We start from the raw sequence: 604 nt of genomic DNA, 5'->3' as shown, positions 1-604 counted from the left end.
TCCTCGGCTACTTCAACTAGCTAGTGGGGTACGCGACGGTCCACGAGACCGTCACCTGATATCGGCACGCCGCCGACACAGCGGGATCGTCAGACGCGACAACAGACTCGACGCTCGAGAGGTTCACGACTTGGACCGTGTTCGCGGCGTCCTCGAGGACCGCAGCCACCTGATACGCGGCCCGCCGGCAAGCGACCTCGTTGGCGACCTTGTCGTGCACCAACGCCACCACCATGTGCTGCGCGATCCGCAGATTCTTCTTCCGACCGCCCAGCACCTGGAACGTGATGAACCGCTCCGACGACGGCCGCGGATTCGGAGTCCGCGTCGACACCGGTTGCGCCGGCACACCCAGAGCGGCAAGACCGTCCAAGATGCACTGACGGGCGATCCCCGTCATATCCGGCGCGACGATCACAATTGCCTCAACAGAGCGTGCGTCTTCGCCTCATGCGCCGCCGCACGAGCGTCCGTGGTCACAACACGCCGCCGAGCGCGATCCCCATCAGAACCGTCCTCCACCTCGTAATACGGACCCTGATGCGCCGGCTGTGTTGTCGACGGAACCGCATTCGCACCCGAAACCATCCGCTGCGCATGCTCA

General features: G+C 64.6%; 1 protein-coding gene. It reads right to left on the bottom strand.

Annotated features, from left to right (window positions below; genetic code table 11):
* Nucleotides 1–16 precede the first annotated feature (16 nt).
* The gene (locus FK268_RS23420) at nt 17–418 is read right to left on the bottom strand and encodes a hypothetical protein (RefSeq protein ID WP_146437844.1); all 402 of its coding nucleotides are present in this window, start codon (nt 416–418) and stop codon (nt 17–19) included.
* Nucleotides 419–604 lie beyond the last annotated feature (186 nt).

This window comes from Tsukamurella sputi (assembly GCF_007858445.1).
Lineage (GTDB): Bacteria > Actinomycetota > Actinomycetes > Mycobacteriales > Mycobacteriaceae > Tsukamurella > Tsukamurella sputi.
Note: the sequence above shows the minus strand (reverse complement) of the source record. Positions and strands in the feature narration are given on the sequence as shown.